Genomic DNA, 24,381 nt, shown 5'->3' with positions numbered 1-24,381 from the left:
CCGCCCTCAACATCGCCTGATTTCAAGCCACTTCACCACTTTTCCGTCCGCCACCACGGACGGACCGCGCAGTAAAGGGACGGACAGCGCCTCATGAGCCTTCAGCCCGGTGACGCTCTCACCTCACACAATTTCGGCCTCCAGATCGACGGCGTCATGGTCGAGTACCTGCAGGAGGTCAGCGGCCTGAGCATCGAACAGGACGTCATCGAGTACCAGCAGGTCTCCAGCCAGGGCAAGCCCGTCACGAAGAAGCTGCCCGGCGTCAAGAAGGCGGGCACCTGCACCGTCGTACGCGGTATGACCCAGTCCGCCGCGTTCAACCAGTGGATCACGCAGTCGGTCAACGGCCAGATGGACATGGCCCGCAAGAACGCCACGATCATGGTGATGGACTACATGAACAACCCGGTCAAGCGCTACAACATGCGCAACGCCTGGTGCAGCAAGGTCGACACCAGCACGGTCAAGGCCGGCGAGGCATCCGCGCTGACCGAGAGCGTCACCATCACCTTCGAAGAACTGGTCATCGAGTAATGCGCCGTACGACCACCCGCTCGTCCGTGGCGGCCGACCCGTCCGCCGCCACGGACGAGACCCCCGGGGCCGTGCCGCAGGCCACGGCCCCGGAGCCCGAAGAGCAGCGGCTGCGCACCGAGTTCGCGTTCGAGCTGCCGCGCGGCTATGTCGACGACTCCGGCACCGTGCACCGCAGCGGCTCCATGCGTCTGGCGACCGCCCGGGACGAACTCGTCCCGCTGCGGGACATCAGGGTGCAGGAGAACCCCGCCTACCTGTCGGTGGTGCTGCTCGGCCGGGTCATCACCCGTCTTGGCACGCTGCCCCAGGTGCACGACGGCGTCGTGGAGAACATGTTCGCCTCCGACCTGGCCTTCCTCCAGGACTTCTACCGTCAGGTCAACGCCGAGGGGCACACCAGGGCGGGAGTGACCTGCCCGCACTGCGAGCAGCCGTTCGAGGTGGAGCTGGGCGGGAGCCGCCTGGGGGAATCGTGACGTACGCGGCCGACCGTATTCACGAGGAGATCGCGTACGTCGCCTACCACTTCCACTGGAGTCTGGAGGACATCCTGGACCTCGAACACCGTGACCGGCGGCGCTACGCCGAGGAGATCGCCTCCCTCGTCACGCGCGCATCGACGGAGGGCTGATGGGACTCCTCGACAGGCTGCGCGGACGGCCGCACGCCTCATCCGACGCGGCAGCCGGGAACGGCGGCACACCGGCGGCAGGACCGGCACCGGCGGCCGAGCCGCGCCCCGCCGGCACCACCGGCACCACCGGCACGGACCGCAGGGGTCCGGCCGGCTGGGCCGGGCTGCCGCCGATCCAGCGGACGTCCGGCACCCGGTCGCCTGGGCACGTCGCCGACCCCGGCTTCAGCGCCTCGCTGACCACCTGGCAGAACCCGTCCTTCGCCGGGACGCTGTCGCACGCGGTACTCGACGGCGGCCCCGGCGGCCTGGTCAAGGACCTGCTCACCCCGTCGACGGGGCCGTCGGCCGCGCTCGACATGCCGTCGCTGACCCTGCCGGTGGCCGCTCCGCAGCAACCCGCCGAGCCCGGATCCCCGGTGGGCGACGCGGTCGCCTCCCGTGCGGGCACGCCCGGTCCGGAGACCGCTGCCGCCTCCGCCCTGCCGGTCCGCCGCCCTGTGGGGCCACGGATCGCGCCGGTCCCGTCCGGCGCCGAACGGGCCGCCAGGCCCGCCACGTTGACCACGGCACCGGCCTCGCCCGCGGTACAGCGGCGGGCCCTGCCGACGGTGGCGGCTCGCACGGCCGCGACGAGGCCCCCGAGCCGGACGACCGGTTCGGCGGGCCCGGGGCCCGGCACCCCTGCCGGGCCGACGACATCGGAGGCATCAGGGGCATCGGAGGCACCAGGAATACCTGAGGCATCGGATGCCCCGGCGTCGGGAGGTCCGGCACGGGAGGCGGCGACGCCTGCCGAGGACGCGCCGTCCAGGCCGTCCGCCGCCGCTCCCGCCGCGCCCTCAGGTCCGCCCGCTCCCCCCGCGCCGTCCGCCCCCGTCGGCCTCGACGTGCCCCTCGCGGTGCAACGCGCCGTCCGCGCGTCCGCCGCCCCCTCGACTCCGGGGCCGGGCTATTCCCCCGGCCCGGCCCCGGACCCCGCCCGGCCGCCGCTCGCGCCGTCCGCACAGGACGCGCCGACGACGGCCGCGGCGACGGCTCCGGTCCAGCGGCGTACCAGCGGATCGGCCCGGCCCGCAGCGGCGCGGGCCGGTCTCGGCGCGCCCGCCGACGGCACGCCGTCCTCGCGCCCCGCCACGGCCGCCGTCCCTTCCGCGCCGGCACCCCGGTCCGAGCCCACGGCGACGGCCGGTGACCCGACGCCAGGACAGGCCCGCAGGCGCCCTCTGTTGGGCGCCCCGCTGACCACGCCGCCCCCGGACGCGCGCCCCGTCGCCCCGGCCGCCGGCACGAACCCCGGCAAGGGCGCCGTACCGATGACCCAGCCGGCCGCCGCCGCCCCGGGAACGGCCCGCCCCACCTCGCGCGGCCCCGGCCTGGGCCCCCCCGCCGCACCCGGATCCGCCCCCGTGCAGCGAGCGGCGGCGTCCCCCGGTTCACCGGCCGCCCGGACGCCCGGCAGCGCGCCGCAGCGGCCCGGGTCGACGGCACCCGGCGGACCGGGCGCGCCCCGCGTGCCCGGTGCATCCGGTGTGCCTGCTACGCCTGGTGTACCGGGCGATGCGTCGCGTTCCGCTGCCACCTCCGCCGCACGGGCCGGTACGGGCACGGGCTCCACCAGCGGTACGGGACGGCCGCAGGGCAACGAGCCCGTCGGGCCGGGGGCCACGGCACACCCGCCGTCGCCGCCCCGCAGCGCGCCCACCGCCGTAACGGACGACGCCCCCCGCCCTTCCGGGGCATCGGAGCCGTCGGCACCGCCTACGCCGTCGACGTCGTCCTCCGCACCGCCCCCGGCATCCCCGCCGTCGCCGCCCGCCGCATCGGCCACGGCCGTACCGCCGTCAACTCCTGTCATTTCTCCCGCACTTGCCCCCGCCGCACCCACAGCGCCCACAGCGGGCGCGCCGGTCAGGCCGGTCGCGCCGGGCACGGCATCGGCCGGACAGCGGCCCGTACCGGCTGCGGGACGTCCTGCGGTCCAGCGTGCCCTGGGGGTCGGGAAGCCCCTGCCCTCCGGAGCAAGCGCGCCGCGAACCGGTTCGCCCGCCGCCGGTGCCGGGGTCTCCCGGGCCGCCGGGCCGGTCACGGCGCCGGTGCGGCCAGGACCCGCGGCCGGACGCGACCTGCCGGTGCAGCGTGCCGTATCGCCCGCCGCTGAGACGGGCGGTGTCCGGCCGTCAGGTCCGACGGCGGTCCCGGACGCCGGGCACGGACCGGTACGCCCCGAGCCCGGTCCTGCCGAACCGCAGACACAGAAGCAGACGCCCACGCAGACACAGCCTCAGACGCAGACCCAAGCTCGGTCTGACGCGCAGACGCGGGCGGGCAGCAGCAGGCCGGCGGCCACCCTCCCCCTGTCATCGGCCCGGCCGCTGGCGCCCGTTCTGCCGGCTGCCGCGCCCGGACGCACTCCCGTGCAGCGGCGCCGTACGCCCAGTGCCGTGCCGCTCCGCCGTACCCCGCCGCCGGCCGCCCCTGGCGCCACCGCCGGGCCAGGCTCCGGCGCGGCCACGGGTTCCGCCGCCCCCGCCCGCGTCGGCCGTGCGACGGGGCAGGCCGCGCCTGCGGTGCGTCCTGCCGGGGGCCGTTCGGGTTCGGCGGGCCCGGTGGCACAGCGCGCCGCGGCGACGCCGGTGCCGGTAGCGATGTCCCAGGGGAGCGGGCCCGCGCTGCCGGGTGCCGTGCCGCCGGGTGCGGCCGGGGCCGGTGGGAATGCCGCTGTGCGGCGGCCCGTTGGGGCCGGAGTTCCGGGCGGGGCGGGGCCTTCGGCGCCTTCCGGCGGCCCGGCGGGAGGCGGGGCGTCCGCGCGGCCGGTGGTGCAGCGCCTCACCGCGCCGACCGGTGCCGGCCTCTCCCGCGGCGGTGCGCCCACGGGACCTGTCAGGTCCGGGCCCGTTCCGTCCCGGCCGGCGCCTCCCATGCCCGCGCCGTTCGCACCCGTTCCTTCAACGCCCCTTCCCGCGGCACCCGTTGCCTCAGTGCCCGTTGCCTCCGGGGCCGTTCCCGCCGGGCCATCGGGTTCCACGGCCGGTGGTGCGGGAGCGGTCCGGCCGGTGCGCATCGGTTCGGCCCTCGCACCCGGCGGTCCGCCGTCCGGCGACGTACCCGTGCAACGCGCCGTCTCCGGCGACGGGCCGGCTCCGGTGCCGCGCACTCCCCCTGTCCGCCTCGGCGCATCCGCTGCCCCGGCTCCACCGGCCCTGCCGGTGCAGCGCAGCGGCGCGACGGCACCGCAAGTGCCGCCTGCCGTCCGCCCCGTGACGCCGCCGCCTCCGGCCGCGGCGCCCGCACCGTCCGTCCCTGCCGTCCAGCGGGTGCCGGAATCCGCCCCGGCGACGACGCACCGCACGTCGTCGCACACCTCGCGGGCAGCGGAAGGAACGGGTAGCGACGGGGAGAAGAACAGCGGCGGGAGCGGCAAGGGCAAAAAGCGCAAGAGGAGCGCATCGGACCATGTCAACGCCCATTTTGACGCGCGTAAGCTGACGGACGGCCAACTTGATGAGCTGGTACACAGGTTGATCGGTTCGCTGGTGCCCCGGCTGAAGATCGAACTCCGGATGGACCGGGAGCGCATCGGCAGACTCCGCGACCCGCGCCGCTGACCGCGGCCGAGCGCCCGGCGGCGGATCCCCGGACCTCAGCCAGACCACACACGCCCGCACACGAAAGGCCGTCCCCGATGCCCAGCGATCTCGACCCGGGATCCACCATCTTCTTCACCCTGACCATCGACGGCGAGAGTCTGGGGTTCTTCAACGGCTGCGAAGGGCTGTCGTCCGAGGTGGAGATCGAGCACCACCAGGAGGGCGGCAACAACGGCTTCGTGTGGCAACTCCCCTCCCGCGTCACCTTCTCCAGCATCCGGCTGACCCGCCCGCTCACTCCCGACACGTCGAAGGTCGCGGCCTGGATCTCCTCGGTCGCCACCGGCGTCAAGCGCCCCACCGCGCAGATCGCCGCATTGCGCGCGGACGGTTCGCTGGTCGCCCGCTGGGGGCTGATCGACGTGCTGCCGGTGCGCTGGCAGGGGCCTTCGCTCGACCCGGCGAACCCGGGTGTCGCCACCGAGGTCCTGGAGATCACTCACCACGGATTCACGGATGCGGGGGCCGCGTGATGGCCAAGTCAGGAGGCAAGGGCGGCGGCAGGAGCGGCGGCAAGGGCGGTGCGGGCAAGAGCCTGGTCCGCGCCTCGCTCGCCATCCACGAGCCGCCGATCGGCCAGAGCACCACACCCGGCGCGCTGATGAAGACGTTCAGCTTCGACTTCAACCCGTCGCAGCTCTCGCTGAGCCGCCGCGCGGACTGGAAGACCACCCCGGCACCGGCGGTGCGCGACGGCGCGCTGCCGGAGTTCATGGGCCCCGATCCGCGCGAACTGAGCATGGACGTCTTCCTCGACTCGTCCGACGACCCGGACTCCAACGAGGTGCTGAAGAAGGTCGAGGCGCTGTTCTCCTGCTGCGAGGTGACCTCGGCGAGCCTCGCCGCCAAGCAGCCGTCCACGCCGTGGGTGATCTTCCAGTGGGGAGCCTTCTCCACCGCCCGCTTCACCGCGTACGTCGCGTCCGTGGACGCCACCTACACGCTCTTCGGCACCACAGGTGTGCCGATCCGGGCCACCTGTCAGGTCCAGATGCGGGAGATACCGGACAAGACCAAGGGGCAGAACCCGACGTCCGGCGCGCTCACCGCGCGGCGCGTGCACCGGCTGGTCGCGGGTGACTCGCTGCCGTCGCTGGCCTGGCGGGAGTACGGGGACGCCGGCGCCTGGCGGGTGATCGCCGAGAGCAACGGCATCGACGACCCGTCCCGTGTCTCGCCCGGAACCGAACTCATCCTGCCCGCCGTCGAGGAGGTGACCTCCTGATGCCCAAGATCTCCTATTCCAGCGTCATTCACGTCACGGTGCAGGAAACGCCGTTGTCGCCCCTCCTCATGCCCCTGCTGACCGGTGCCTGGGTCGATCTCGGGGCCGGCGTGCCCGGGGCGTTCCAGCTGACCTTCCGTGACCCGAAGCGCAAGGTTCTCCAGGGGGCGGGCATCAAGCTCGGCACCCGGATCAAGCTGGCGCCCGTCGCCGACGGCAAGGGCGCCCAGGACCCGCTGATCACCGGCGAGGTCACGGGCCTGGAGACGGACTACGACGGCACCGGCACCTTCACCGTCGTCCGCGGCTACGACCTGGGTCACCGCCTGCTCCGGCAGCGGCGGGTGACCGGCTACACGAAGATGACCGCCGCCGCCATCGTCCGCAAGCTGGTGAAGGCGAGCGGCATCGCCATCGGGAAGATCGAACCCACCAAGGGCACCTACAACTTCATCACCCAGGACAACATCACCGACTGGGACTTCCTCAGCCGTCTCGCCGACGAGAACGAGAAGGTGATGTTCCTCGACGAGAAGGGCAACTTCCGTTTCGTCAGCCCCGACCGGGCGGCCGGGGCGCCGCCGAAGAGCACTCCGGGCGACAAGAGCCCGTACGTGCTCCAGGGGGGTGTCGACATCCTGCGCTGCCGGGCCGCCGTCACCTCGGCCGACCAGGTGCCGAAGGCCGAGGCGCGCGGCTGGGACGTCGAGACCAAGAAGCCGCTCTTCGGCACGGCTGACACGTCGAGCAACTCCGGCTTCGGCATCGGCATCACCCCCGGCAAGGCCGCCAAGGCGTTCAGGGCCAGCAACCTGATCGAGACCGGCACGCCCTACGACAGCGATCCGCAGGTCAAGCGGGCGGCGCAGTCGCTGGCCGACGATGTCACCGCGTCCTTCGCCGAGTTGGTGGTCACCGTACGCGGCGCGCCCAAGCTGCGCCCCGACCACCCGGTGACCCTCACCGACGTCGGCGAGCCCTTCGAGGGCAAGTACACCGCGACCGCCGTCCGGCACGTCTTCGAGTCGGGCCGGCACTACGAGACGTGGGTGACCGTCAGCGGCCGGCAGTGGCGGTCCCTGTACGGCCTCGCCTCGGGCGGCACCGCGGCGGCGCCGAAGCTGCCGAGCGTGGCCAATGCGCTGGTCACGAACATCAAGGACCCCTTGAAGCAGGGCCGGGTGAAGTTGCAGTTCCCCTGGCTCGACGACAAGTACGTCAGTGACTGGACCCGCACCGTGCAGCTGGGCGGCGTCGAGGGCGGCAGCATCATCCCGCTGGACGTCAAGGACGAGGTGCTGGTGGCCTTCGACCGCGGCGCGCTCGACCATCCGTACGTCATCGGCGGCCTCTACAACGGCAAGGACGAGCCGGATGTGAACGATGTGCCGCTGCACGACCGGATCAGCGGGAAGGCGAGCCGGCACACCGTCGCCGACCGGGAGAACAACCGCATGGACCTGCTCAGCCAGAAGTCCGGCCGGCGCAAGCGCGGGGTGCGGCTGCGGACCGGCGACAACCGGCTGACCATCGAACTGGACCGCACCAAGACCGAGATCACGGTGGACAGCGCGGGCAGGGTCAGCATCAAGGGCGCCGGGATGGTGGACGTCGAGGCAGGCGCGGACCTGAACCTGAGGTCGGGCGGCGTGATGAACCTGACTGCGGGCGGCGCCATGAACCTGACCGCGGGCGGGGCGATGTCGGTCAAGGGCGGTGCCGAACTGGGCCTCCAGGCCGGTGGCGTCTTCAACCTCAACGCGGCGGGCGCGGGCATGATCGACGTGGGCGGCATGCTGCACATGGCGGCCGGGGCCGAGGCGAACCTCTTGGCGGGCGCGGCGCTCCAGATCCTGGCGCCCGGCAACATCGCCATCGGAGGCGCGGAGGTCGCGCTGGTGGGCTATGTCACCGCAGACGGGGTACCGGTGATCTGATGCCGGAACAATTCGTCGGCTCGGGGTGGGCGTTCCCCCTGCGTATCGGCCCGACCGGAGGCATCGCCCTGGTCACCGGTGAGCGGGAGATCGAGGAGGCCATCCATCTGGTGCTGGCCACCGCCCCGGGCGAGCGGCCGATGCGCCCCGAATTCGGCTGCGCCATCCATGACATGGTCTTCGCGCCGATCAACGAGGCCACCGCGGGCCGTATCCAGCACGAGGTGCACACCAGCCTGGACCGCTGGGAACCGCGGATCGAGGTGCACGAGGTGGAGGTGACCGCCGCCGACGAACCCGGGGTGCTCTTCATCGACGTGCGCTACGCGGTCCGCGGCACCAACAACCCCCGCAACCTCGTCTTCCCCTTCTACGTCATCCCCGCCCACGACGGGCCCCACACCGACTCCGTATCCGGCTCCGAATCCGCGCCCGGCGGCGCGGGCGGACCGGCCACCGAAAGCGACCGCTGATGGCACTGCCCTCCCCCAACCTCGACGACCGGCGCTTCCAGCAGTTCGTCGACGACGCCAAGCGCTACATCCAGCGACGCGCCCCGGAGTGGACCGACCACAACGTGTCCGACCCGGGCGTCACCCTCGTGGAGACGGTCGCCCACATGGCCGACCAGATCGTCTACCGCCTCAACCGCGTCCCCGACAAGAACCACCTGGCCTTCCTCGACCTCGTCGGGATCACCCTCTTCCCGCCGTCCGCCGCGCGCACCGACATGACGTTCTGGCTCTCCGCCGCGCAGGAGGACCTGGTCCTCGTCCCCGTCGGGACGGAGACGGCCACCGTGCGGGCCGACGGGGAGGAGCCCGTCGTGTTCGCCACCGAGCGCGAACTGACCGTGATTCCCTGCGAGTTGAAGCATCTGGCGGTGCAGAACGACGGGCAGCCCGTCGCCGACCGCACGACGGAGCTGGCCGAGGGCGAGGACCTGCTGTGCTTCACGGAGTCCCCCCGGCCGGGCGACTGCATGCTGCTGGGGCTCAGCGCCGCCGTGCCGCACTGCGCGGTGGCACTGCGCCTCGACAGCCAGGTCGACGGTGTCGGCGTGGACCCGCGGCAGCCCCCGCTGGTGTGGGAGGCGTGGACCGCCGACGGATGGGTGGTGTGCGAGGTCGACGAGGACACCACCGGTGGCCTGAACCGGCCGGGTGACGTCGTCCTGCACATACCCGGCGGGCACATACTCTCCCGCTCGGGCCGCAACGAGGCGGGCTGGGTGCGCTGCCGGGTCACCGAACCTGAGACCGGCCAGCCCTTCTTCACCACCTCCCCCACCGTGCGGGCGGCGGAGGCGTTCACGCTGGGCGGTACGGTGCCCGCCGTGCACGCCGAGCGGATCTCGGACGAGACCCTGGGCGAGGCCACCGGACTGCCGGGGCAGCGGCTGCGTCTCGCCCACTCGCCCGTCGTCGGCGACATCCCCCCGCTGCGCCTCCAAGTCGCCGAGTACGACGGCTGGGTGGACTGGGAGGTCGTCCCGCACTTCGCCATGTCCGGGCCCGACGACCGCCACCTCACCCTCGACGCGGCGACCGGCGAGATCGCCTTCGGTCCCGCGGTCCGCGAACCCGACGGCTCGCTGCGCAAGTACGGCGCCGTGCCGCCCAAGGGCGCCGCCATCCGGGCCCGGCACTACCGCACCGGCGGTGGCCGCACCGGCAACGTCGCCCGCGGCGCCATCCGGGCCCTGCGTGACTCCGTGCCCTACGTCGCCGAGGTCACCAACCGCGAGGCCGCGCAGGGCGGGGTGGACGGCGAGACGGTGGCCGAGGCCAGGGCCCGCGCCCCCATCACGCTCCGGGCGCAGGACCGCGCGGTGACCCTGCGCGACTACGAGGAGCTGGCCCGCAGGGCCGCGCCTGAGACCGCCCGCATCACCTGCCTGGCAGGCGACGAGGACGAGCACGGCGCGCACGCGGTGCGGGTCCTGGTCGTCCCGCAGGCGGTGCCCGACCCCGGGGGGCGGCTCCGCTTCGAACAGCTGGTGCCCGCCGACACGTTGCTCGACCGGGTCACCCGCTATCTCGACGAACGGCGCCTGATCGGCACCAGGCTGGCGGTGGGCCCGCCCTACTACCAGGGCATCACCGTCGTCGCGACGCTGCACGCCTTCCGCGGCGTCGACGTGGACCGGGTACGGCGGCAGGCGCACGACGCGCTGTACCGGCACATCGACCCGCTCACCGGCGGGGCCGACGGGAAAGGCTGGCCGTTCGGCCGTCCCGTCCAGGCGGGCGAGATCTTCGCGGTGCTCCAGCGCGTGGCCGGTGTGGAGCTGGTCGACGAGGTGCTGCTGCACCCGGCCGACCCGCTCACCGGCAAGCGCGGCGACCAGACCGACCGGATCGATCTCGACGCGCCGTCCCTGGTCTTCTCCTTCGACCACCGCGTCCGGGTGATCGGGGACGGCTCGTGAGGGGATCCATCGACGGCCTCGGCTCCTCGGCGCCGCTGGGCGAGATGCTGCCCGCCGCCTTCGCGGACGACGTCCTGGCGCAGCATTTCGTCGCCGGGCTCGACGAGGTGCTCGCGCCGATCCTCAGCGCCCTGGACTGCCTGGACTCGTACTTCACGCCCTCGCTCGCCCCGGTCGACTTCACCCGCTGGATCGGCTGGTGGATCGGCGCCGACACGGACGGCATCGAGGACGACGAACCGGGGTCCGAGGCGCGACTGCGGGCCGCGGTCGCCGCCGCCGCCTATCTGCACCGCGTCCGGGGCACCCGCAAGGGGCTGACCGAGGCGGTGCGGCTGGCGTTCGGCGTCGAGCCGGAGATCACCGAGAGCGGCGGCTCCGCCTGGAGCGCCCGGCCACGCGGCCCGGCCCCCGGTGAGCCGCGCCCCCGGCTGCACGTCACCGTCCGGCTCGCCGACCCGTCCCCCGCTGACACCCACCGTCTCGACGACCTGGTGGCAGCCGCCCGACCCGCCCACATGCCCTACACGGTCCAGGTGACCGCAGCGGAAAGGACCTCACCGAAATGACCAGCAGCCGGGCCTCCGGCGCCCGCGGGGGAGAAGAACGCGCCTTGGCCTGCGACCAGTGCGGCACGCGGCACGAGCCGGGAGCGCCGTTCTGCGACACCTGCGGTGCGGTGCTGCGCTGGACCCCCGGTTCGGCAGCCGCCTCCGGCACCCCGGCGGAGAACGCCGGCCCGCCGGCCGGTGGCGCACAGCCCAGTGGCGCGCAGCCCAGTGGCGCGCAGCCGGACGAAGCCGATCCTGACACCGAGGAGCTGCCGCCGGTCCAGCAGGACGGGGCGGCACCCGCCGCGGCCGAACCGGTGTCGCCGGCCGCCCCCGCGTACGGTGCGGGCCGGCCCGCCGACCGGCCGGCGGAACAGAACGGGCAGCCGGCCGGACACGGCGCGGGCGGCGGCCCGGACGCCGGACCGCTCCCCTCCGAAGCAGGCAACGGCGCCAACTCGGCGACGGACCGGGCCAGGGCGCTGCTGATCCCGGTCGCCGACCCTCAGGCGCCACAGGATCCGCCTCCCGCGGTGGCCCCGGTCCTGCCGGGACGGCCCGCGGCTGCCCGGCCCGAGGTCCGTGCGCCGGGCGAGCCGGATCTGGTGGGCGGCATCGCCTGCCCCTGGTGCGGCACCGCCAACCAGCCGACGCGGCACTTCTGCGCACGGTGCGCGATGCCCATGGCCAGCGGCCCGGTGAACCCGGCGCGCAGGCCGTGGTGGCGGCGGCTGCGCGACCACCGCAACCGGGAGGCCCCCTGGGCCGGTGACCGTCCGCGGCTGCGCCGTCAGTTGGGGCGCATCCTGCGCTGGGTGGTGGGCGCCGCGGTGGTGGCGCTGGTGGTGACGGGCCTGTTCCACACCGGGCAGGCCGTCGACGCGATACGCGACCACTTCTCGAAGCGGGCCCCGATCACCCCGGACTCGTACCAGGCCAAGCGCTCCTATCCGGGCCACGGGCCGAACCTGGCGTTCGACCCGTTCAACAACACCTGGTGGGGCCCCGGCGTCACACCGGGGGAAGGGGAGTGGCTGGAGGCCCGCTTCGACGAGCCGGCCCGCCTGCTGGACATCGGGATCACACCGGGCGAGTCGACACACGCGGACACCCTCGGCAAGAGCTCGCTCCCGCACCGGATCGAGGCCCGCATCACCACGGACGACGGGAAGATCACCACCCAGGACATCGTCCTCGACCAGGGCAGCGGCTTCCAGCACCGGCCCTTCAGGTTCCAGAACGTCACCTCGGTGCGTTTCACCGTGCGTTCGGTGTACAGCACCGCGAAGAAGCAGGTGGCCATCGCCGCGATCGAGTTCTTCGGGCCGTCCCACGGCGGTTCGTGACCGGTCGGGGTGTGCGGCGGCCCGCCGCGGCCGTCCGTGCGGCGGTCCGGGGAGGGCCGCCGCACGGCATCCGGTCAGTCCCGGTCCGCTCCGCCGGAATCCACAGCTCCGCGTCCGCCTGCGCGGGTGCCGGTGCCGTGGGCGATGATGACGGCATGGCACGCACCTTCGAAGAACTCGTCGACGAGGCCGACTCGGTGTCCGTGGACGGCTGGGACTTCTCCTGGCTGGACGGCCGGGCCACCGAGGCGCGCCCCTCGTGGGGCTACCAGCGGCTGATGAGCGCACGGCTGGCTGCCGTGTCGGCGGCGCTCGACGTCCAGACCGGTGGCGGCGAGGTGCTGGCGGGGGCGGAGCGATTCCCGCCGGTGATGGCCGCCACCGAATCCTGGCCGCCGAACCTGGCCAGGGCGACCGCGCTGCTGCACCCGCGCGGCGTGGTCGTCGTCGCGGACCCGGACGAGCCGCCGCTGCCGTTCGCCGACGCGGCGTTCGACCTGGTCACCAGCCGCCAGCCGGCGACGGTGTGGTGGGCCGAGATCGCCCGCGTGCTGCGGCCGGGCGGGACGTACTTCGCGCAGCACGTCGGCCCCGAGACCGTCTTCGAACTGATCGAGTTCTTCCTCGGCCCGCTCTCCGACGAGCTGCGCCGCAAGCGTCATCCCGATGTGGAGACCGCGGCGGCGCGGGCCGCCGGTCTTGAGATCGTGGACGTACGCATGGAGCGGCTGCGGATGGAGTTCTTCGACATCGGCGCGGTGGTCTACTTCCTGCGCAAGGTGGTCTGGACGGTCCCCGGCTTCACCGTGGAGCGGTACCGGGACCGGCTGCGCGCGCTGCACGACAAGATCGAGGCCGAGGGCGCGTTCCTCGCCCATTCCAGCCGGACCCTCATCGAGGCCCGCAAGCCCGAGCGGGCCTGAGCGGCGGCCGGCGCGTCCGGCCGTGGCCGGTTTCCTCCCCGTCGTCTTCCCCATCGGTGGCACCGGGCACTACTTCTGCTGCACCGGTCCGAGGAGGCCCCCTGATGACTGCCGCGCACCGCAACCACGGCACCTGTGCACCCGCACGGATGACACGCTTCGACGACATCTACACACAGCCGGACCCACGCCCCTATTTCCGCACCCTGGGGCCGCTCGACTACCGCACGCCTCATTACGCCCAGGGCCTCTTCCGCCGCCTCGTGCACCACATCGGCATCCCCGGTCCGACGGGCCGGGGCGGCGACAGGCAGGGCACGGTCCTGGACATCTGCTGCTCGTACGGCATCAACGCCGCCCTGCTCAACCACCATGTGACCTGGGACGAGTTGCATGCCCGCTACACCTCGCCGCAGGCCGCCCGCTGGACGACCGCCGAGCTGATCGAGGCGGACCTGGCGTACTACGCCGCGCGCCGCCGTACCGACGCGGTGCCCGTCATCGGTCTCGACATCGCCGCGCCTGCCCTCGCCTATGCGCGCGCGGCCGGCCTGCTGGACGCGGCGTTCGCCGAGAACCTGGAAACGGCGCCGCCCACCCCCGCGCTGCGCCGGGCCGCGGGCGACGTCCGGCTGAACACCGTGACCGGCGGCGCCAGCTTTCTGAGCGCCCGTACGTTTCACGCGCTGCTGGACAGCACCGAACGGCCGCCGTGGGTGGCCGCGTTCGTGCTGCGCACCGGCTCCTACGGCGACATCGCCATCGGCCTGGCCGAGCACGGTCTGGTCACCGAGAAGGACACCGCCCGTACCTATCCCCAGCGGCGCTTCACCGACGCGCGCGAACGGCAGTACGCCATCGCCGCGGTCACCGCAGCCGGTGACGATCCGCACGGCGCGGAATCCGGCGGCCACTTCCACACGGCACTGCACCTGTCCCGGCCTGCGGTGGAAGCGGCAGCCGAACCGTTGCACACCGTGCTACGGGCGCCGTAGCCCACGCGCCAACCGCCGCTCCTTCCTCCACGGAGATCCGTCAGAAGCGCCCTAGCCCCGAGCGAGTCCGATGGCCTGCCAAAGACCCCAGCCGCTCAGGATGAACAGCAGGCAGATGCCGAGGTTGATCACCTTGTGCTCCAGGAACACGGCCGCGAACTCGCGGATCGTCGCGCTGGGCCAGAAATACGCGGCGGTGGGCGAGCCCACGACCTGCCCCTTGACGCCGCACCTGCGTGCCGTCAACGCGGCGCGGAACGCGTGGTAGTTGTTGGTCACGATGACGCACCGGTAGCCGGGGTTGTCCTTCTCCATGAGGGCCCGGCTGAACCTGAGGTTCTCCTCGGTCGTGCGGGAGCGGTCCTCCCGCACGATCCGGTCGGCCGGGAAGCCGCGCTCCACCAGGTAGTCGGCCATGGCGTGGGACTCCGGCAGCTCTTCGTCCGGCCCCTGCCCGCCGGAGGTCAGCAGCACCGGCCGGCCGCCGCGTGCGCAGAGCCGTTCGTGGACGGCGCGTCCGCGCTCCAGCCTGCCGGCCAGCAGGGGCGGCACCCGGCGCCCGCCGATCAGGCCGGAGCCCAGTACCACCACGTAGTCGGCGTCGCGCCTGACCCGCAGGCGCCCGTAGAGGAAGGCGTAGCCGACGAAGCACAGGAACAGGAATCCGACGTAGCCGAACAGCGCCATGACGGTGCCGGCGATCACCACCAGGGTCGGGGTGTGCCGGACGATCGCCACGACCAGCAGCACGGCGACGGCGAGGATCAGCAGTCCGGTCAGCAGCGACATCAAGTTGCCGAGGCTGCGGCCTTCCTTGCGGAGCATCTGCACGCCGTTGGCTATCAGGAAGACGCCGAACACGACAATGCCCAGCGTCAGCACCGCCAGAATCGCCAGGATCGCGATGCCGCCGACAACGGGTGACTTGCTGCCGACCTCGGCCACCCACCCGATCAGGCTGAACACGACGGCGAAGCCCAGGAAGACGGCATTGCTGAACCGGCGCCGGTCACGCAGCACGCCGACAAGAAAGAGGGCGAAGCAGAAGATCGCCGGGGCGAAGGGGAGCATCCGCACATCGTATGCAGGGCACGGCATGTACCTGCCGGAGGGTCAGTTCCGGCCGCCTTCCCTCCGGACCGCGCCACCTCGTCCGCCCTGGCCGCGGGTCTGCCGTGCGGGGCACTCGTCGACCGGTGGCCGGTCAGGTGGCGGGCCCGGTGGCGGAGCATCCCCCCGCACAGGTAAGTTAGGTAAACCTAACCTAACCTCTCTATCGTGGAGATCTGGATGCGCACCCTCAACAGCCCGCCCGCGCAGCCCACGCTCGCCGAACGCATCCGCACCATCCTGGCCTCGGCCCAGTCGATGACGCTGATCACCGACGAGTCCCGCACCGAGGTGTCCCGCCTGAACGAGCCCGGCCTCACCCAGCACATCCACCTCCACCCCCTGTCGGACGAACCCGAGTCCGGCCCCGGCCACGCGGCGCGGCGGCGGGTGCCCGCCACCCTCGAATTCACCGACGTGGCCCCCACCGCCGTCCGCGACCGGGTACGCGCCCGCGTCACCGTCATGGGCTGGCTGACCTCACCCCCGCGCCCCGACGCGGCCAACGGCCGGTGCATGCAGTTCGCCCGCGCCGTCCTGGACACCATGACGGCCAAGGCGTCCGTGGGCCTCGCCGACCTGATGGCCGCCACCGCCGACCCGCTGGCCACCTGCGAGGCGAGCATGCTCACGCACCTGGTCGACGACCACCACGACCTCGTCCGGCTGCTGATCCGCCTGGTGGAACCCCGGCTCGTCCAGGGAACCCAGCGCGCCGTCCCGCTCGCCCTCGACCGGTACGGCGTCACCCTCCGCCTCGAATACGCCGGCGGCCATCACGACGTACGCATCCCGTTCCCGACCCAGCTCACCGACGTCGACCAGTTCGGCCTCCAGATCCACGCCCTGGAAGCCGCCGCCCGCCGCCGCTCGCACCGCAGCCGCCTGCTCAGCGACTCCTGACCCGGCGGCATCCGGACCACCGCCGTACGCGTACGACCACCCCGGCCCAACTGCCGTGGAAACGCTTGCCCACGGGGGCGCCGGGGAAGGTCAGGACCCACAACCCCAACGGCCGGCCTCATCCACCGGGCCCACCCTCGAACGATCGGGCAAAAGCGGGCACGCTGCCGGGCACAACGGGCCGTCACACCGTCAAAACGTGCTGGCCACAGGGGTTTTGACGGTCGACGACGGTGGAACGTGCACCGACGGACTCCGGTACCCCAGGGGAGTCGGCCGGTCACCACGCGCGAGCTACCTCACAGGCTCCACCAGCCACCTGCACAACATCTCCACAGGGGTCAACCTCGTTACGTGGCTATGACATAGCTGGCTTGACGGTCGCTGTCATCGCCCAAGTAGGTTCGGTGTGAACCAAGTTTCCACTACACACCGGCGTCCCTACGCCGGCAGGAGGGACGCCCATGGGTGCCCACGCCCGCCCCAACCGAATACACCGAACCGGAGTCCGGATCGCGATGGTCGCGCTCGTCGGAGCCGCCCTGCCGATCACCGCCGGCGGCCTCGCCGAGGCAGCGACCCCCGGTGCCACGCATTCCGCCGACGACAACCAGGACGCGCAGCAGCAGTCCCAGCCCACCCAGGCGGCGCAGCACGCCGTCCAGGACAAGGCCGCCGACGCGCAGGACGCGAAGGACCAGGACGCTCCCAAGATCAACGCCGACCACGCCTTCCTGCTGGACGCCCGCGACGGCAGCCAGGAGCGGGAGATGTGGGCCGGGGCCAAGGCCGACGAGAGCGTGCCGATGGCCAGCACCACCAAGATCATGACCGCCGTGGTGGTGCTCAAGCACCCGGAGTTGCTGGACCGGCAGATCGAGGTGAAGCAGGAGTACCGGGACTACGTCCAGAAGGTCGGCGGCAGCACCGCCGACCTCCAGACCGGCGACAAGCTGACCGTCCGGCAGATGCTGCACGCCATGCTCATCCCGTCCGGCGCGGACGCCGCGCGGGCCCTGGCCGACAACTTCGGCCACGGGGACACCCAGGACGCGCGGATCGCGGACTTCGTGGACCAGATGAACGCCGAGGCGCAGCAACTGGGCATGACCGGCACGCACTTCGACACCTACGACGGCATCTCGCACGGCAACAACCACAGCACCGCCCGTGACCTGGCCAAGCTCGGCCAGCGTGCGATGCTGCAGCCGGTGTTCGCCGATGTCGTGAAGAACAAGCAGTTCAAGACCGAGGCCCCGGCTGCCAACGGCCACACCCGGTACTACACCTGGAACAACACCAACGAGCTGCTGGGCAGCTACGACGGTGCCCTGGGTGTCAAGACCGGCAGCGGCCCGGAGGACGGCTACTGCCTCGTCTTCGCCGCCAAGCGGGACAACCGCACCCTGGTCGGCGCGATCCTCAGGGATGACAAGGGCCGCTTCGACGACGCCACCAAGATGCTCGACTGGGGCTTCGCCCACTGAGCAGGCATCACCGTCGGCGGGCGCGACCGTGAGGTCCGCGCCCGCCGTGCCTTGGCTGGCCGGGGTAGCCGGATCACGTCGCCGTGACCCGGCTGCCCCCCCCTTCTTGGCTTCTCGGCTTATGAGCGGGCGCCGTTTTGCCGTCCGGGCGCCCGAGGTTTCGGCGGCCCGGAGAGCTCGACGGCCCGGAGCCTCACCCTGCCGACGACCGTCCGATCGAACGCTGCGCGCCGGCCGTCGCGAGCACCGCGTCGGCCAGTTCCCCGACGGACCGGTGGCCGCCCACATCGATACGGTCCAGGCCCAGCCTGTCGACGGCATCCACCATGAGCGCCTGATAGCGCACGGTGCGGGCCAGGAACTGATCCATCAAGTGCCGTTCCGCACCGGTCGCTTCCGCGTAGCGGCCTGCATCACGCACCCGGTCCCGGAGAAGAGCCACGTCGGCGGTCAGCCACACGGCCGCGGTGTGCGGGGCCTTCAACTCCGCGACGTTGACCGGCCACAGAGCCGAACCCTCCAGCACCAGGCCGGCCTCGGCACCCGGCCCGGCCTCGGCACCCGGCCCGGCCGCGTGATCCGCGATCAACTCCTCGATGCGGGGCCACAGCCGTGCGTAGTGGTCCAGAACAGAGGTCATCAGCTCATCCAGCGTGAGCGATCCGTAGTGCTCGGCGACGTGCGCCGGAACCTCCCGCTCCGGCGTCCGCCAGGGCCGCCCCGGGTGCCGCGCCAGCCTGTCGGTCGACAGATACGCGAACCCGAGCCGCTCCGCCACCACCCGGGCGACGGTCGACTTCCCGGCATTCGACGTCCCCCCGACCAGCACCACCCGCACGCCTCGCATGCCCGCGACCCTACCCATCCCTCGTCGTTCATCACCGGTAGAAGTCGCCTGAATTGGGGGCGAGTTGCCATGTCGTGGCTAAACCCGAGGCGCACTCCCCCTCGGATCACACCAAGCGCCGTCGGAGCTTGAGGGTGCTGTCCGTGCGGGTACCGGACTCCCCGGCAGGGCTGGTCGCGGGGCGCTGGTAGACCCCGCTGACCTGCACCTCCCACTGCCCGGCCGGGAGATCGAGCGTGGTCAGGATCTCCTCAGGGGTGGGGAAGTGCAGATCCGGGGCGAGGTCGTGATCCCAGAAAGGGGGGCCCGCGTGGCTGACGATGAGGAGCAGCCCGCCGGGTGCGACGGCGCGGGATGACGTGCGCAGTATCCGCTCTCTGGCCTCGGCGAGCGGCGGGTACAGGAAATGGGCGGAGACCAGGTCGAACTCCCCATCGGGGAACGACGCGTCCAGGTCATGGTGCTGCCAGTCGATGCGGTCGCCCACGCCCGCCGCCTTGGCCTGCCGGGCGGCGCGCTGGAGAGCGGTCGGCGATACATCGCTGGCGGTGACACGCCAGCCCTGCGAAGCGAGCCAGACGGCGTCCGCCCCTTCGCCGCACCCCAGATCCAACGCCGTGCCGGGGCGCAGCCCTTCGGTCTCACGAACCAGTGCGGAATTCGGGTTGCCGCTGAAGATCTTGTCGGCGGCGCGGTAGCGGGCGTCCCAGAACTCCTCGGTCGAGGCCGATCCGGCGTCGGGGGCGGCGTCAGGGGTAGCGTCAGGGCTGATATCAGGGGTAGCGCCAGGTGCGCCGTCAAGTGCCGTGCCGTATGGGTCATTTGGGCCGTGTGCGGAAGCGGCCGGGGTACTGGTCATCGTTGCGGGCCTTTCGTGGTGGCGTGGAATGAGAGAGGCGGCGGGGGTGGGTGTCACAGTCCGTGCCGGCGGTCGGCGAGGACGCGCTCACACACCTCGCGTTCCGCTTCCGGGGAGAAGGGTTCGCCGGCGCGACGGGCTGCGACGGCGGCCCTGGTGTCCTCGGCGATCAGGTCGGCGTTGATGGCACCGGCAGCGCGGGCCCCTGCTGCGGCGGAGCCGATGACCTGCTCGGTCGGGGCGGTCGCATTGCCTGCCACCCACACTCCCGGTACAGCGGTCTGCCCCATGGCGTCACCAGGTATGTGACTGCCGATCACCGTCCCGGCCCGCTCCAGGTCGGCCGGCTCCAGGCCGAGGGCCGCCAGGAATCCGGCGCGGGCGACGAATCGCGGGGCCACACACAGCACTTGGCAGGGGACGACCGTGCCGCTCGCGAGCCGTATCCCGGTCAGCCGCCCGTCAGCCTGTTCCACGGCGCTCACGTCGCCGTCCACCACCGCGATGCCACAGGCGGCGAGCTGCTCGTACTCCTCGTCGCTCGGCTCGGGGGCGGTGTGCAGGAACAGCGTGACCCGCTCGCTCCACTGCCGCCACAACAGTGCCTGGTGCACCGCCAACGGCCCGGTTCCCAGAACCCCGATCGCCTGGTCGCGTACCTCCCAGCCATGGCAGTACGGACAGTGCAGGACGTCCGAGCCCCACAGCTCGGCCAGACCCGGCACCTCGGGCAGCTCGTCCACCAGCCCCGTCGTCACCAGCAGCCGCTTGCCGTGCACGGTGCCGCCGTCGGCGAGCCGCACGGTGAAGCCCGTGTCGTCCCGCGCCACGGATACGACGGTGCCCTCCCGGAACCGGCCACCGTACGCGCGCACCTCGTCCCGCCCGTCGGCCAGCAACGCGCCGGGCGCATCGCCCTCCCTGCCGAGGTAGGCATGGACTCCCGTGGACGCAGCGTTGCGCGGCTGCCCACTGTCGATGACGACCACCGAACGCCTCGCCCGTCCCAGCATCAGCGCGCCGCTCAGACCGGCGGCACCACCCCCGATCACCACGACCTCGTACCGCTGATCACCCTCGGCCGACGAGCCGTTCGTCTGCCGCCCATTCACCTGCCGCACCGTTCGCTCCTTCATATGCATGACCTCCGTTCCGATGCAGACCCTGCGCGCACCCCACCCGGTCCGGCAATCTTCTTTGCCGTCGCAGCAAAACGGTCCGGGAGGCCAGGAGCGGGAGGGTGCCGCGAACGGGGCGGCGGCGGAGGCGGTGACACTGCCGAGCGGATGGGGGCGGCGCTCATCGCGGCTGTGTCTGTGTGGTGGGTGGCGGGTGGTCGACGCGGAGGGTGCGGATGATCTCCCAGGTGCTGCCGTCGCGGTGGGCTCCGCGCAGGCCGTCGAAAGTGCCGATGCCTCCGCGGGAGATCAGGTCGTCGTGAGCGAGGCCGGACGTCGCCACCGTGCGGGCCGGATCCCAGGTGGTGGACACGGTCAGGCGGCGGCCCATCTGCACCCAGCCCGTGAGGGTTCCGGTGACGAGCCAGACGTCGGGAGCGGCGCTCGTGAAGCGCCGGGCCTGCCGCAGCCAGGACGCGGCGTCCTCGGGCCAGTCGACCGCGTCGATCACCTCACCCCCGCGTTCCTGCCACCTGCCGGCCAGCAGTTGCACGGCCCGCCGTGCGGGGGCGTCCCGCGACGAGCCGGTCACCAGGGTGACCGGGCGGGGGCTCATCGCCTCCAACAGGCGGATGACCGCGTCGGATTCCGGTTCGGTCAGCGGCAGCGAAGGTGGTGTGGCCACCGGCCGGGTGGTCTTCGGTGACCAGCCGTCCGGCGGCACCTGCCCCTCCTTCATTCCTTGTCACTCCCCCTCATTTCTTGTCGCTTCCTCCGTCGGGCACGGTGCGCGATCCGCCCGTGTACGGCCGACGGGTCGGCTCCCAGCAGCGTGTAGGGCCTGGCGCACGGCCGACGGGCTTGTATTCCGCGCTCCCCCACGGCACTTGGCCTCGTCCACGGCACCGCGGCTTCGTCTCCGATGGGTGGTCAGGCATCGTGGAAGACCAGGCCCAGGGTGTGACGCCGGCCCGAGCGGATCGCGGAGACGCCGTGCCGTACCGGGGAGGCCGACCAGCCCCGCTGGGAGCGGACCGGGCGGTCGCGGGTGGTGAACACCAGCCCGTGGCCCTGCGGTATCAGTGTGGCCGTGCCCCTCGACTGCGCCCGCGGGCGCTGCTCGACCAGCAGGAACTCCCCGCCCGTATGGTCCTCACCCGGCGCGTTCAGGTTGATCACGACCTGGAGGGGGAAGACCTTCTCGCCGAAGACGTCCCGATGCAGGGCGTTCCAGTCGCCCGTCTCGTAGCGCAGCAGGATCGGCGACGGTCTGTCCTGGCCCGCCCGGTGGCATATCTCCAGCCACTCCTTCAGGTCATCGGGCCACTCCGCCTCCCGGCCGAGCTTGCCGTACCAGTCGCGGGCGATCGGCGTCAGCCGCGGATAAAGCTCCTCGCGCAGCCGCTGGACCGGCTCGGGGAACGGGGTGTCGAAGTAGCGGTACTCGCCCGCTCCGAACCGGTGACGCTGCATGTTCACCGTGGTCCTGAAGCGTTCCGGTTCCTCGTAGAGCGCGGCGAGTTGGGCGCACTGGGTGGGGGTGAGCAGTTGGGGCAGCAGCGCGCAGCCGTAGTCGTTCACCTCCGCGGTGACCGCCTCCCAGTCGGCCGCGGCCACCTTCTTCGCGAAGCCGTCCCGCCGCGCCACGGTCGTTGTGCGGCTGCTCGCGTGCTGTGTGGCGGTGCTGGTCATGCCGTTCGCTCCAATGTCAGCAGGGTGTGTTTGACCCCTTCTCCCCCGACGTAGCCGCCCGCGGTGCCGTCCGAGCGCACCACGCGGTGGCAGGGCACCACGACAGGCAGGGGGTTCGTCGCGCACGCCGTGCCCACCGCGCGTACCGCTTTCGGGCTGCCGGACGCGGTGGCGACCTCGGCGTAGCTCTCGGTGTGGCCGTAGGCGATGTCCGGCAGGTGTACGAGGACGTCGCGGCGGAAGCCCTTGGACAGCCGCCAGTCCAGCTCCAGCTCGAACCGGGTGCGTTGCCCCGCGAAGTACTCATCGAGCTGGCGGGCCGCTCTCTCCAGGCGGGTCGGGGCCTGGAGTATGCGCGGGCTGACTTTGTCGGCCAACTGCTGGAGCACCGCTTCGTGGTCCTGTACTTCGTAGGCGACCCGCATCAGCCCCTGGTCGGTGGCGGCCAGCAGCAGCGCGCCGACCGGTGTGTCGATGGTGCGGTAGGCGACGTCCAGAACTCCCTCCTGCTGGGCCTGTGCCTCCAGGCGCTCGTGCAGCCGGGCGAGCGTCGGCTCGTCCTGCCAGGGCAGCCCGGCGAAAGGGTTCCCGGTCTCCTCGTCGGATGCGGTCATCGGGCCGCTCCCTTCTTTGCCGTGTCGTCTCTCGGATAGGTGGTACGCAGAGTCTTGATGCCGTCGGCCGCCGCCCTGCGCGCGGCGTCGGTACTCCCGCCGGTCAGTGCGGCGATCTCCCGGTACGGCAGCCCTGCCAGGTAGTGGTAGGCCACCGCCTGGCGCTGCCGCTGCGGCAGCGCCTTGAGCGCCGCCCACAGGTCTCCGTCCCAGGCTTCGGGCCGGTCGCTGCTCCCAGGACGCTCCGGGATCTCGTCCACCGCCACCGGGCGGCGGGCGTTGGCCCTGGCGATGTCGATCGCCTTGCGGTGCGCGATCGTCACCAGCCATGCCTCGACGTGGGCCTCCGGATCGAGGCCGGGGTACGCCGTCATCGCCGACAGAAACGTCTCCGACCAGGCGTCCTCCGCGTCCTGCGGGCCCAGTACCGCGCGGCACACGCGCAGCACCATGGGCCCGTGGTCATGCACGATCTGCTCGAAAGGTTGCAAGGTCACACTCCGTAAACGACGCGCAGGCCCGGAACGTGAGACCGGACTTCAAAAAAGCCGGCCCGCGGCCGCCGCCGACGGCGCCTCCAGGTCCAGCAGGAACCGCTTGCGGTCCAGACCGCCCGCATAGCCGGTCAGGCTCCCGTCCGCGCCCACCACGCGGTGGCACGGCACGATCACGCACAGCGGGTTGCGGCCGTTGGCCGCCCCCACCGCCTGTGCCAGCGACACGTCGCCCAACTCCCGTGCGAGGTCACCGTACGACCGCGTCCGGCCGTACGGGATCTGCGTCAGCAGTTTCCACACCCGTTGGTCGAAGGCGTCCCCGGCAGGTTCCTGTGGCAGGTCGAAGGTCTTCCGCTCGCCGGCGAAGTACTCGCCGAGCTGATGGCGTATCAAGGCGAAGCTCTCGTCGTCGCGTTCACCGAATTCCTCCGCCTCGGGGCGTCGTCGATGCGTCGCGAAATACAGGCCCACCAGCGCCCCGTCATCGGCGACCGCCGTCAGGTCCCCCAGCGGCGAACCGATCACCGCATGCGTGCGCGTCATCGTCTCTTCACGTCCCTTCGGTCCACAGCGGACCGGCCCTGCGGCCCGCTGCCTCTTCCTCTCCACTGCCTCTTCACCTGGTAGACGTCCCGGCCGCCCGGAACGTGAGATCCGGATCGTGAGATGTGCGGCGCAGGCGTGGCGCGGGCACGATTTCGCAGGTCAGGGCCCTTGGGATGGCTGGTGTGCGGCGAGCACGGATTGTTCGGGATGCAAAGTGGAGGCGGGGCCCTTTCACTGGGTGTAGTGAGTCAGGAAGGGGACGCCTCATGGCATGCGCTCGTACCGGCACCACCGTTCCGGCCACTGTCACCGTGCTCGCCGTTCCGGTGAGGCACGGCCCGAGCCTTCCGGTGCCGGGCGACATCAGCGCCGCCCACGGCAAGGTCCGTGTCACCGGCGACGTGCCCACCGTGCCCGGCCCGTAGCGGAGTTGCGGGGCGGGCCCCGGGGCCGGGCGGTGCGGGGGCGCCGGGCAC

Annotated in this window: 27 protein-coding genes; 16 read left to right on the top strand and 11 right to left on the bottom strand. The window is 72.3% G+C overall.

Annotated elements, in window-relative coordinates; translation table 11 throughout:
• Window positions 1-93: 93 nt before the first annotated feature.
• Genes ACGFNI_RS29880 through ACGFNI_RS29870 form a run of 3 tightly spaced genes read left to right on the top strand, consistent with a single transcriptional unit; the run spans window position 94 to window position 1,171 of the window.
• Entirely contained in the window at window positions 94-537 is a 444-nt protein-coding gene (locus ACGFNI_RS29880) for a phage tail protein (RefSeq protein ID WP_393687883.1), read from the top strand.
• Window positions 537-1,016: a hypothetical protein gene (locus ACGFNI_RS29875; RefSeq protein ID WP_393687881.1), complete on the top strand. Its 480-nt coding sequence runs from the start codon at window positions 537-539 to the stop codon at window positions 1,014-1,016. The genes ACGFNI_RS29880 and ACGFNI_RS29875 overlap by 1 nt, the downstream gene beginning before the upstream one ends.
• Window positions 1,013-1,171, top strand: a complete 159-nt coding sequence (locus ACGFNI_RS29870) for a DUF6760 family protein (RefSeq protein WP_227047639.1) — start codon at window positions 1,013-1,015, stop codon at window positions 1,169-1,171. Before ACGFNI_RS29875 ends, ACGFNI_RS29870 begins: the two co-directional genes overlap by 4 nt.
• Here ACGFNI_RS29870 and ACGFNI_RS29865 read toward each other — a convergent pair.
• Together ACGFNI_RS29865 and ACGFNI_RS29860 are read right to left on the bottom strand one after the other, a co-directional pair.
• Window positions 1,146-1,799 carry a hypothetical protein gene (locus ACGFNI_RS29865; RefSeq protein ID WP_393687879.1) on the bottom strand — a complete coding sequence of 218 codons (654 nt, stop codon included), beginning with the start codon at window positions 1,797-1,799 and terminating at the stop codon, window positions 1,146-1,148. The genes ACGFNI_RS29870 and ACGFNI_RS29865 overlap by 26 nt on opposite strands.
• Window positions 1,800-2,126: 327 nt before the next feature.
• Window positions 2,127-2,312 (bottom strand): hypothetical protein, encoded by a 186-nt coding sequence (locus ACGFNI_RS29860; RefSeq protein WP_393687877.1) that lies wholly within the window; start codon window positions 2,310-2,312, stop codon window positions 2,127-2,129.
• Between the two features lie 2,179 nt (window positions 2,313-4,491).
• On the opposite strand from ACGFNI_RS29860, the gene ACGFNI_RS29855 reads away from it, so the two are divergent.
• The 10 genes from ACGFNI_RS29855 to ACGFNI_RS29810 all read left to right on the top strand — a co-directional run bounded on the left by ACGFNI_RS29855 (window position 4,492) and on the right by ACGFNI_RS29810 (window position 14,232).
• Window positions 4,492-4,782 (top strand): hypothetical protein, encoded by a 291-nt coding sequence (locus ACGFNI_RS29855; protein ID WP_393687876.1) that lies wholly within the window; start codon window positions 4,492-4,494, stop codon window positions 4,780-4,782.
• Between the two features lie 77 nt (window positions 4,783-4,859).
• Entirely contained in the window at window positions 4,860-5,297 is a 438-nt protein-coding gene (locus tag ACGFNI_RS29850) for a phage tail protein (protein ID WP_393687874.1), read from the top strand.
• Window positions 5,297-6,049, top strand: a complete 753-nt coding sequence (locus ACGFNI_RS29845; protein WP_393687872.1) for a peptidase M23 — start codon at window positions 5,297-5,299, stop codon at window positions 6,047-6,049. Before ACGFNI_RS29850 ends, ACGFNI_RS29845 begins: the two co-directional genes overlap by 1 nt.
• A complete protein-coding gene (locus ACGFNI_RS29840; RefSeq protein WP_393687871.1) occupies window positions 6,049-7,986 on the top strand; it encodes a VgrG-related protein in 1,938 nt (645 codons plus the stop codon). Before ACGFNI_RS29845 ends, ACGFNI_RS29840 begins: the two co-directional genes overlap by 1 nt.
• Window positions 7,986-8,459: a GPW/gp25 family protein gene (locus tag ACGFNI_RS29835; RefSeq protein WP_393687869.1), complete on the top strand. Its 474-nt coding sequence runs from the start codon at window positions 7,986-7,988 to the stop codon at window positions 8,457-8,459. The genes ACGFNI_RS29840 and ACGFNI_RS29835 overlap by 1 nt, the downstream gene beginning before the upstream one ends.
• Complete coding sequence (locus ACGFNI_RS29830) at window positions 8,459-10,417, top strand: putative baseplate assembly protein (protein ID WP_393687867.1); 1,959 nt, start codon at window positions 8,459-8,461, stop codon at window positions 10,415-10,417. The genes ACGFNI_RS29835 and ACGFNI_RS29830 overlap by 1 nt, the downstream gene beginning before the upstream one ends.
• Window positions 10,414-10,986, top strand: a complete 573-nt coding sequence (locus ACGFNI_RS29825) for a phage tail protein (RefSeq protein ID WP_393687865.1) — start codon at window positions 10,414-10,416, stop codon at window positions 10,984-10,986. Before ACGFNI_RS29830 ends, ACGFNI_RS29825 begins: the two co-directional genes overlap by 4 nt.
• Window positions 10,983-12,314 (top strand): NADase-type glycan-binding domain-containing protein, encoded by a 1,332-nt coding sequence (locus ACGFNI_RS29820; RefSeq protein WP_393687864.1) that lies wholly within the window; start codon window positions 10,983-10,985, stop codon window positions 12,312-12,314. The genes ACGFNI_RS29825 and ACGFNI_RS29820 overlap by 4 nt, the downstream gene beginning before the upstream one ends.
• Window positions 12,315-12,469: 155 nt before the next feature.
• Window positions 12,470-13,237 (top strand): class I SAM-dependent methyltransferase, encoded by a 768-nt coding sequence (locus tag ACGFNI_RS29815; RefSeq protein ID WP_393687862.1) that lies wholly within the window; start codon window positions 12,470-12,472, stop codon window positions 13,235-13,237.
• A 104-nt stretch (window positions 13,238-13,341) separates the two neighbouring features.
• The gene (locus tag ACGFNI_RS29810) at window positions 13,342-14,232 is read left to right on the top strand and encodes a hypothetical protein (protein WP_393687860.1); all 891 of its coding nucleotides are present in this window, start codon (window positions 13,342-13,344) and stop codon (window positions 14,230-14,232) included.
• A 51-nt stretch (window positions 14,233-14,283) separates the two neighbouring features.
• Here the strand turns inward: ACGFNI_RS29810 and ACGFNI_RS29805 are convergent, their stop codons facing one another.
• Window positions 14,284-15,303: a YdcF family protein gene (locus ACGFNI_RS29805; RefSeq protein WP_393687858.1), complete on the bottom strand. Its 1,020-nt coding sequence runs from the start codon at window positions 15,301-15,303 to the stop codon at window positions 14,284-14,286.
• Between the two features lie 219 nt (window positions 15,304-15,522).
• Between ACGFNI_RS29805 and ACGFNI_RS29800 the strand changes: the two genes are divergently transcribed.
• Window positions 15,523-16,245 carry a DUF2470 domain-containing protein gene (locus ACGFNI_RS29800; RefSeq protein ID WP_393688031.1) on the top strand — a complete coding sequence of 241 codons (723 nt, stop codon included), beginning with the start codon at window positions 15,523-15,525 and terminating at the stop codon, window positions 16,243-16,245.
• 464 nt (window positions 16,246-16,709) lie between these two features.
• Window positions 16,710-17,732, top strand: a complete 1,023-nt coding sequence (locus ACGFNI_RS29795; RefSeq protein ID WP_393687856.1) for a D-alanyl-D-alanine carboxypeptidase family protein — start codon at window positions 16,710-16,712, stop codon at window positions 17,730-17,732.
• A 193-nt stretch (window positions 17,733-17,925) separates the two neighbouring features.
• On the opposite strand, the gene ACGFNI_RS29790 is transcribed toward ACGFNI_RS29795, so the two are convergent.
• The 8 genes from ACGFNI_RS29790 to ACGFNI_RS29755 all read right to left on the bottom strand — a co-directional run bounded on the left by ACGFNI_RS29790 (window position 17,926) and on the right by ACGFNI_RS29755 (window position 23,902).
• The gene (locus ACGFNI_RS29790; protein ID WP_393687854.1) at window positions 17,926-18,579 is read right to left on the bottom strand and encodes a hypothetical protein; all 654 of its coding nucleotides are present in this window, start codon (window positions 18,577-18,579) and stop codon (window positions 17,926-17,928) included.
• A gap of 106 nt (window positions 18,580-18,685) precedes the next feature.
• Window positions 18,686-19,438, bottom strand: a complete 753-nt coding sequence (locus tag ACGFNI_RS29785; RefSeq protein ID WP_393687852.1) for a class I SAM-dependent methyltransferase — start codon at window positions 19,436-19,438, stop codon at window positions 18,686-18,688.
• Window positions 19,439-19,491: 53 nt separating this feature from the next.
• Window positions 19,492-20,574 (bottom strand): NAD(P)/FAD-dependent oxidoreductase, encoded by a 1,083-nt coding sequence (locus ACGFNI_RS29780; protein ID WP_393687850.1) that lies wholly within the window; start codon window positions 20,572-20,574, stop codon window positions 19,492-19,494.
• Between the two features lie 163 nt (window positions 20,575-20,737).
• The gene (locus tag ACGFNI_RS29775; protein WP_393687848.1) at window positions 20,738-21,295 is read right to left on the bottom strand and encodes a hypothetical protein; all 558 of its coding nucleotides are present in this window, start codon (window positions 21,293-21,295) and stop codon (window positions 20,738-20,740) included.
• Window positions 21,296-21,486: 191 nt separating this feature from the next.
• A complete protein-coding gene (locus ACGFNI_RS29770) occupies window positions 21,487-22,248 on the bottom strand; it encodes a 2OG-Fe(II) oxygenase (protein ID WP_393687846.1) in 762 nt (253 codons plus the stop codon).
• Window positions 22,245-22,862, bottom strand: a complete 618-nt coding sequence (locus tag ACGFNI_RS29765) for a methylated-DNA--[protein]-cysteine S-methyltransferase (RefSeq protein ID WP_393687844.1) — start codon at window positions 22,860-22,862, stop codon at window positions 22,245-22,247. The genes ACGFNI_RS29770 and ACGFNI_RS29765 overlap by 4 nt, the downstream gene beginning before the upstream one ends.
• The gene (locus ACGFNI_RS29760; protein ID WP_393687842.1) at window positions 22,859-23,359 is read right to left on the bottom strand and encodes an RNA polymerase sigma factor; all 501 of its coding nucleotides are present in this window, start codon (window positions 23,357-23,359) and stop codon (window positions 22,859-22,861) included. Before ACGFNI_RS29760 ends, ACGFNI_RS29765 begins: the two co-directional genes overlap by 4 nt.
• 42 nt (window positions 23,360-23,401) lie before the next feature.
• Window positions 23,402-23,902 (bottom strand): methylated-DNA--[protein]-cysteine S-methyltransferase, encoded by a 501-nt coding sequence (locus tag ACGFNI_RS29755; protein ID WP_393687840.1) that lies wholly within the window; start codon window positions 23,900-23,902, stop codon window positions 23,402-23,404.
• 269 nt (window positions 23,903-24,171) lie between these two features.
• Between ACGFNI_RS29755 and ACGFNI_RS29750 the strand changes: the two genes are divergently transcribed.
• Window positions 24,172-24,330, top strand: a complete 159-nt coding sequence (locus tag ACGFNI_RS29750; RefSeq protein ID WP_393687838.1) for a hypothetical protein — start codon at window positions 24,172-24,174, stop codon at window positions 24,328-24,330.
• Window positions 24,331-24,381 lie beyond the last annotated feature (51 nt).

The sequence above is a fragment of the Streptomyces sp. NPDC048644 genome (assembly GCF_043199105.1).
In the GTDB taxonomy this organism is placed as follows: domain Bacteria; phylum Actinomycetota; class Actinomycetes; order Streptomycetales; family Streptomycetaceae; genus Streptomyces.
This window is presented reverse-complemented; position numbering and strand designations above follow the sequence as displayed.